Origin of the sequence: Aneurinibacillus danicus, from assembly GCF_007991215.1 — a bacterium.
GTDB lineage: Bacteria > Bacillota > Bacilli > Aneurinibacillales > Aneurinibacillaceae > Aneurinibacillus > Aneurinibacillus danicus.
The window spans coordinates 1-8,449 of the sequence record NZ_BJXX01000220.1 but is presented as its reverse complement, the minus strand read 5'-3'; the positions used below and the strand labels follow the sequence as shown (position 1 = coordinate 8,449).

5 protein-coding genes are annotated in these 8,449 nt (G+C 43.2%); all 5 read left to right on the top strand.

Annotated elements, in window-relative coordinates:
• Positions 1-1,245 (top strand): sigma-54 interaction domain-containing protein (locus ADA01nite_RS20815; RefSeq protein ID WP_146812355.1); only part of this gene is annotated, 1,245 nt, incomplete at its 5' end.
• 520 nt (positions 1,246-1,765) lie between these two features.
• On the top strand, positions 1,766-3,706 hold the full coding sequence (locus ADA01nite_RS20810; RefSeq protein WP_218029598.1) for a hydantoinase/oxoprolinase family protein: 1,941 nt from the start codon (positions 1,766-1,768) through the stop codon (positions 3,704-3,706).
• On the top strand, positions 3,706-4,059 hold the full coding sequence (locus tag ADA01nite_RS20805) for an acetone carboxylase subunit gamma (protein WP_146812353.1): 354 nt from the start codon (positions 3,706-3,708) through the stop codon (positions 4,057-4,059). The genes ADA01nite_RS20810 and ADA01nite_RS20805 overlap by 1 nt, the downstream gene beginning before the upstream one ends.
• Positions 4,056-6,230: a hydantoinase/oxoprolinase family protein gene (locus ADA01nite_RS20800; RefSeq protein WP_146812352.1), complete on the top strand. Its 2,175-nt coding sequence runs from the start codon at positions 4,056-4,058 to the stop codon at positions 6,228-6,230. The genes ADA01nite_RS20805 and ADA01nite_RS20800 overlap by 4 nt, the downstream gene beginning before the upstream one ends.
• Positions 6,231-6,249: 19 nt before the next feature.
• On the top strand, positions 6,250-8,449 hold a 2,200-nt coding region (locus ADA01nite_RS20795; protein ID WP_146812351.1), incomplete at its 3' end, for a hydantoinase B/oxoprolinase family protein.

Here is an 8,449-nt window from a genome sequence, read left to right as displayed (position 1 = left end):
ACAGATGAAAAAAAGAATATTTTGAGGACCAATACAAAGGTAGAATCATTTATAAATGAAATCAATAAGAAGAAATCGCTTAAAGACTATCCGGAAATTGAAGAACTTGTCGATAATGTTATAAGCAGTAAATTGTCGGTTGTTGAAAACGAGCTCACGCTCAATGGTATGCGAGACAGGTTCATTTGCACTGTATATCCTGTCATGTTTGATCGAAACACTCTACTCGGGATAGTTGTTTGTTTACGTAAAAGCGCCCAAAAATTCAATGCAAAAGAGAGTAAAAGCATAATATCGGCAGCAGATTCTGGAATAGCAAGATATACATTTGATCATATGATTGGCTCAGCTCCCACATTTGTAAAGAGTGTTGATAAGGCTAGAAAAGCGGCATCTTTAGATTCTACTTTACTTTTAACCGGGGAATCTGGTACCGGAAAAGAATTGTTTGCCCAGGCAATACACAATGCAAGCGAAAGAAGTCATAATCCTTTCATTGCTCTAAATTGTGGTGCAATTCCTCGCGAGTTGATTGAAAGTGAACTATTCGGCTATGAACAAGGGGCTTTTACGGGTGCCAAGCAAAAAGGGAGCAAAGGAAAGTTTGAATTAGCAGATGGAGGCACCATTTTTCTAGATGAAATAGGAGACATGCCTTTAGAAGTACAAGTTCATCTTCTTCGTGTTCTTGAAGAAAGAATGATTATGAGGGTCGGTGGTGATAAAGTTATACCGATCAATGTGCGAGTAATTGCAGCGACTCATAAAAACCTGATGGATGCTGTACGGACAGGGACTTTTAGGGCTGACTTATACTATCGTCTTCGCGTAATCGAATTGAAAATTCCCTCTGTGCGTGATAGGTCTTCGGATATTCCGCTTTTGGTTAAACATTTTCTTAAACAACTTAGTGGGAAATTTGGTAAGAAGGACATTCAAGTAGATTTACAAGCAATGAGGTGTCTACAGTCTTATTCATGGCCAGGTAATATTCGGGAGTTAAAGAATGTAATAGAACAAGCTATTTTTAATATGGAAGGAAACACTATCCTTCCGTGTGATCTTCCGTCAGAGCTATTAGCGGGAGAAGAACAAAGTGTAACGTGTGAAAAAGAACATTTTATTACTGTAATTAAGGCTGCCGGGGGAAACATTACCCTTGCTGCTGAAAGATTAGGAATCTCCAGAGCAACAATGTACAGGAAAATGAAGCAATTGGGCATCTCTTCTGAAACCGTTCATTAAAAGTCTTATTTAAGGGAAAACCGATTTTTATAGTGTGAGACAGATGAGACGAAACGGAAAGTGTTAAAAATAGTTGAATTAAAAAAGGATTTGTATCAAAAAACGATACAGATCCTTTTTTAATTCTATTCGTATTCTTAGAATGGTTGACTTAAGAAGCCCGGAAGGCAATTCATCTGCAGGAAACATCATGAAAAGAAGGATAGATAGTGAAACCTTGAGACAAATGATACAGCTCATGTTTCATTGAGACAAAGGTAAAGATGATGGAACGCTAACAGGCCCAGTATTTTCAATGATATTCCTTTATATGAACATTTGGCACCCTTTTTGCTAAATGATAAAGACAGAAGGGAGGGATAACCCCTTTATGTAAAAAGCCACATCACACAAAAATGAAAAGGCTTACAATAGATGGATAAAAAGGAGGATCAAATATTAAAACGGTAAATTGAACGGCATTGATAACTTATGAGATTCATTGAACAACGCAAAATAAAGAATGAAAGGGGAATCAAAGATGGGACTGTTAATGACCATTGATAACGGTGGTACATTTACCGATGCGTGTTTGATCGATGGGGAGCGCGTGTTTCGTGCCAAGACCCTCACAACACCGTATGACTTAACCAAATGTTTTATCGAAGTGATCAAGGCTGCTTCCAAAGAGATTTATGGGGAGGAAAACATCCGTGCTCTTTTAACCGATCTTGATTATCTGCGTTATTCCACTACAGGAGGTACGAATGCAATCGTGCAGAAAAAAGGACCGCGCCTCGGTCTCATCCTGCGCGAAGGGACAAATCCTTCATTTCTGTTGGGAAGTAACGAAGAAAAAGAAATGTTTACTGCTATGGTGGATGATCGTATTGCGGGGATTAACCCCAATGGGGAAGGGCAAGAATTGGAAGCTAGAGTGGTAGAAGTCATTAACCAATTACTCTCCCAGGGTGCTAATCGTTTAGTCGTTAGTTTAAGTGGAGCGAATATGGTAGAAGACGAAATTAAAATTAAAAAGATTATTTTACGGAAATATCCCCGCCATCTTTTAGGAGCGGTTCCTGTATTATTCTCACATGAGTTAGTAGATGACGTAAATGATAGCAGACGGACTTGGGGGGCTTTAATTAATTCATTTCTTCACTCGGGTATAGAGCGCTTTTTATACAACGCAGAAAATGTGTTGCGTGAATATCGTACGAAAAATCCGTTGCTTATTTTCCATAATGATGGTAGCTCAGCCAGGGTAGCCAAGACTACAGCCATTAAAACCTATGGTTCAGGGCCTCGCGGAGGAATGGAGGGAACGAAGGCACTGGCTCAACATTATAACATTCCGGCATTGTTGACTCTGGATATTGGGGGAACCACTTCCGATATTGGTTTGGTCAAAGCCGGTCAGATTAAAGAAGATGTATACGGAAAAATTGAAGAGATTCCAACGTCATTCTCTTTAAGCGATTTGATTAGTGTGGGTGCGGGTGGAAGTTCAATCTTCAAGGTTGTGGAAGGAAAGATTGTTGTTGGTCCGGAAAGTGTAGGAGCTGCACCGGGACCCGCTTGTTTCGGACGCGGAGGACAGGAACCGACGATTACGGATGCATACCTTTTGATGGGAGTATTGGATTCTCGGTCCTATTTCCGTGGTAGCATGGTTCTCGATGAGTCCCGTGCCAGGGCAGCAATCGAAGAGAAAATTGCGAAGCCCCTTGGAGTAAGCCTTGAAGAGGCTTTAGTGGCAATGGAAAAAGCGTATGAGGAAAAGATTGCGAAAGGATTGGCTGTTTATCAGGACCAGGCGGACGAAGTAACGCTGTTAGCTTTTGGTGGTGCAGGACCAATGAGTGCTTGTGGAGTGGCAAGGGCGGCAGGAATTAAACAAATCGTTATTCCGCGTTTGGCTGCAGTCTTTAGTGCGTTCGGAATTTCATTCAGTGATATTGCGCATGAATATCAAGCTAATTTAGTTGAGATTAAAGGAAAGGGTTTACAGGAAAAGTTAAATCAACTGGAAGAGCGGGCTAAACGGGATATGTTTGCGGAAGGGTTCGATATCTCGGAGTGTACAATTCAAACTCATCTCAGCTTTTTCCGAAATGGGGAGTACCAGACGATTACACTTGACCCATTAGATACCGTAATCTTCGGATTGGAAGGAGCCCAGGATATTCGCCTTCATCTTAAAGTGGAAAGGCCAATTGCTCACATTAAGTTAGAGAATAAAAAGAAATTGAAGGAACATGCTCCAGCCTCACTATATCAAAAATCAATTTTAAACACGGAAAAACAATCAAAAGAGATTCCGGTTTATTGTTTTGAGGAGATGAAGCCAGGGGCTATCGGAGCAGGACCCGCTTTGATTGAAGATGAGTATTTCACCTGCCGTATTTTAGAAGGGTGGACGTTTAAGGTCAACGAAAACAAGGATATCTTTTTGTACGATGAAGGGGGGAAAGCATAATGAAAGCTAACATGACGGAGTATTTAGCAATCGATCTGGAAAAAGAGCTTTGGTGCTGCCGCAAATGTGACCACGAAATTGCCTCGGCTCGTGGAAATTATAAAGAAGGTCTTCTCGTGTACAATCGTGATCCAAGAGAAATTCATAAGCCTATTATTAATCCTGATTGGTATGAGTTTACTTTTTCACCCGATCCCAACTGGTGCCAGATTCTTGAGTATTATTGCCCTAATTGTGCAACCATGGTGGAAGTAGAATATTTACCACCCGGCCATCCTCCACTACATGATATGGAATTCGATATCGATGCATTAAAAGATCGTTATCTTAAAAGAGAGGTGAAGAGAGCATGAAACAAGTGAGTGTAGATATTGGCGGAACGTTTACAGATTGCTTTCTGGTTTGGGATGATATTTATTTAGAAACGAAAGCGTTAACAACACACCATAACCTGGCACTCGGTTTTATGGAGGCACTGGAGCAGGCATGTAAAGAGCTTGGGAAAGATATTCGCACCGTCCTTTCTCAATTGGATTCCGTGCGATATGCCACAACTTTGGGAACCAATGCCCTGATCGAACGAAAAGGACCAAAAATTGGATTGTTGACTACAGCCGGTTATGAAAGTCAGGTCCCTTTAAGCCGTGGTCGCGGTTATGGTGATGGTTTGACACCGCAGGAGCAGCAAGACTTGCCTGCCGGTCAGCGCCCCGAGCCGATTGTACCAATTCCAATGATAGCAGGGATTCGTGAGAGGATTGATTATAAAGGCGACATTGTAATGCCACTAGATGAAGAGCATCTTCGTCAGCAAATTCGACACCTTGTTGACCGCGGGACCCAGGCATTTGTGGTCGGGCTGGTGAATTCCGTTGTCAACCCGGTGCATGAACGAAGAGTAGAAGAAATTCTCCTGGAAGAGTATCCGACCCATATGTTAGGTGCGATTCCTGTTATTCTTTCCCATCAGGTAGCTGAACGGAAAGGAGAATATGTGCGCATTACCTCTGCTATTCTGGATGCCTATTTGCATGATCAAATGTATCATGCATTAAGTTCGCTTGAAATGACGCTGAAGGAATACGGGTATAACAAACCTATGTTAGTCGTTCACAATATCGGTGGAATGGCCCAGTTGAACTCAACGCATGCTCTTCAAACGATTCATTCCGGTCCAACAGCAGGGATTAACGCCGCTGAGCACCTTTCAGAAGAATTTAATGTGGGACATTTAGTTGCCATGGATATGGGTGGAACAAGCTGTGATATCGGGGTTGTTGTAGGTGGTGGTATCCGATTTTATGATTTTAACCCTGTAATTGATAGATGGTTAGTCAGTGTTCCAATGCTTCATTTGGGAATTATTGGTGCAGGGGGAGGTTCCATCGCCCGCTACGATAAAACCTTGAAGCATATTGAAGTGGGGCCAGCCAGTGCAGGTTCTGAACCGGGTCCGGCATGTTTTGACCGGGGTGGAATCGATCCGACAGTAACGGATGCGGATTTGATTTTAGGATACTTAGATCCGGAATATTATGCGGAAGGTCACATTGCGCTAAACAAGAAGCGCTCGGAATTTGCGATTAGGGAAGCGATTTGTGATGAATTGGATATAAGTGTTGTGGAAGCGGCGCGTCAAATAAAGAAAAAAGTAGACACCAATATGGCCCACGCTATTTTTAAAGAACTTGGTGTTAAAGGATATGATCCGAAAAACTTTACCCTCCTGGCATATGGAGGGAACGGGCCTCTCCATTGTTGTGGTATCGCAAAAGTTCTTGATATCGAAAAAATCTTAATTCCTCCGTTCTCTCCTATTTTCTCAGCAGTGGGAGCAGGTATCATGAATCAGGTAAATATTCATGAAAAATCGGTGTTTATGAACATTTATGATTCCAATACGCGGAGTCTCTTTAAAGAATATGATCGCTTCAACTCGATCGTCGAGGAATTGGAAGAGGAAGGAAAAGAGGAGCTGTTGCGTCAGGGAATCCCGGAAGAAGCAATTCAGCACCGGCTGGAACTGGATATGCGTTACGGAAATCAGCTGACACAAACTTCCGTTATTTCTCCAGTCAACCGTCTAAATAATATGGCTGAAGTGCTGGAGCTGGTGAACTCGTTCAGCGTAAACTATGGCGAACGATTTGGGGAGGGAAGCCAGCAGCCTGAAGCCGGTATCCGGATCAATACGATCCGTGTGCTATCTTTCATTGAGCTGGAGCGGGTTGAGTTTAAGAAACCGATTGAAGATCAAACAGAAGCGCCGAAACCTGTTAGTAAACGTAATTGTTATTTTGTTGATATCGATGAACCGGTGCTTACGAATGTGTACCGTACACAATTGATTCAACCGGGGGCTGTTATTGAAGGACCTGCACTCGTGGAATCGCCCCGTACTACCTATCTAATTGAGCCGGGCTGGAAATTGATTATGGGCGAACAAAATTCGGCCTGGATTGTAAATAATCTGAATAATAGTTCAAGCGATAAATTTCAAACGAATACGATGGCCGTAAAATAATAAAAGGGAGTGTGGAAACATGGCTTTGGATGAATTGAAGCGAGAACAAGAGCTAGTAGAGAAATTTTTGAAAGAAACCACCCTTTTTCTTGGTCCTGGCCCCGGTTTGATGCAGGACCATACCTTGGCTCCAATAACAGAAAGGGAAATGGAGGCCATCGAGAAGGTTACGGATCCTTCTGTTCTTAGTGTGGCACGCAGCAAGATGCAAGCAGGAACCAACGAAGCGTTTGAAATGCTTGAACAGATTGGAGCTGCACCGGGAGCAAAATGGGGGGATTTGGTTTGCGGGATCTTTACCGCGAAAGGAGACTTATCCATCGTAAGCTCTGGCGGAGTGTTAATCTTCGCCGGATGTACGCAGTATGGGGTAAAATATATCGTTCAGAATTGGCTCGATGATCCCGATGTAGGCGTAAAGCCCGGTGACATCTTCTACTACAATGATGCTCGATATGGTGGAGTTCACAATACAGACCAAAACTTGATTATGCCGGTTTTTCATGAAGGGGAGTTAATTGCCTGGATTGTGACCGTTGTCCATGAAGGGGAAAACGGGGCGATCGAGCCGGGTGGTATGCCATCTGCTGCCGAACAAGTTTATGATCAGGGTCTTGCTATTTCACCGGTTCGGGTAGGTGAAAATTATAAGTTTTATAAAGATCTCCTCACTTATTTCCAAAATTCCGTTCGTGAGCCCAAATTGCAACTGGTGGATATGAAAGCCAAACTTTATGCTGCCCGCCGCATTGAACAGCGCATCGAGGAAACCATTGGTGAATACGGTGTAGATGCTGTGGTTGCCGTCTTGAGAAAGACATTAGATGATACGGTAGAAGAGGTAAAGCGCCGTCTTCGTCAATGGCCTGACGGCAAAGTGCGGATGGTGGGTATTGCTGACAGTACTTTGCGGGAAAATTTATTAATTAAAGCCAATCTGGAGCTAACTAAAAAAGGCGATCTCTTAACCCTTGATTTCCGGGGATCATCGCCCGAATTTGCCAACCGTCCTAACAACTCGGTAACAAGCGCGATGAAAGGGATGCTGGCCCAATTATTCCTATCATTTGTTTGGCCTGATCTCCCAAGGAATCAAGCAGTTCTAGCGCCAATGGAATTTATTGTCGATGAACATTCTATCTATAATGCTTCATACGATGTTCCGAATGCACAAAGTATGATGACGTTTTTTCCGGCGTTCACGGCAACGCAGGCAGCTTTAGCCAAATTTTTATACAACAGTCCGGAAAAAGCCACGAAGGTTTTGGCCCCTTGGTACAACATGATTAGGACTTGTATTTATGGTGGGGTAACCCAACATGGGGAAACTGTGGGTAATCTATGTGCCGACTTGAACGGAATGCCTGGCGGAGCAAGGGAAGGTCTTGACGGAGAGCACGCGATTGCGCCGATCTTTGCCCCGATGGCGGAGCAGGGGGAGCAAGAACTGATTGAGGAAGAAGTTCCGATTATGCAGCTTTCCCGCCGCCTGATGAAAGACAACCAGGGATTTGGCAAATATCGCGGTGGTCAGGGCTATCAAATGTTTTTGACGCAAAAGGATTCGGACTATTTCGGGTTTATGAGCACGACTATCGGTTCCAAATATCCGTCAACGTATGGAATTTTTGGAGGTTATGCCTGCCCGGCTTACCCGCTTTGCAAAATCAAGGGTGTGGATATTTTTGAGATTATGAAAAATGAACCGGAGAAGATGGTCTATACAACCGAAGAGATCATGAATAACCGTCCTTTCGAAAATGCTACCTATACAACGCATCATGGCGGATTACAATTTGAATTGGTTCAAGAGGGTGAGCTTTATATCATTACGCAAGGGACTGGTGGCGGTTATGGGGATGTACTCGACCGGGATCCGGAAAATGTCATTAAGGATGTGGAGGAAAACCTGATTTCCCAAGAAACGGCCAATAACATTTATAAAGTCTTTTACGATCCGAAAACCCTTGTACTGGATGTGAAAAAGACAGAAGAGGCACGACAAAAAGAGAAAGAAGACAGGAAAAAGCGAGGGATTCCGTATCAGGAATTCGTAAAAAATTGGGTAACCGACAAGCCGCCTGTTCATCTTCCCTTCTATGGTTCATGGAAAGATCGGGATATTATCTTTGCCGGATCCCCGGATAATGTTATGACGGAAGGAAATCTAAAAGCAGTATGGTTACCGAATCCAAAAGATGTTCGCATTTCAGAATTAT

Coding starts and splice junctions, on each gene's coding strand:
- ADA01nite_RS20810 (WP_218029598.1), top strand. CDS start 1,766: ATGGGACTGTTAATGACCATTGATAACGGTGGTACATTTACCGATGCG.
- ADA01nite_RS20805 (WP_146812353.1), top strand. CDS start 3,706: ATGAAAGCTAACATGACGGAGTATTTAGCAATCGATCTGGAAAAAGAG.
- ADA01nite_RS20800 (WP_146812352.1), top strand. CDS start 4,056: ATGAAACAAGTGAGTGTAGATATTGGCGGAACGTTTACAGATTGCTTT.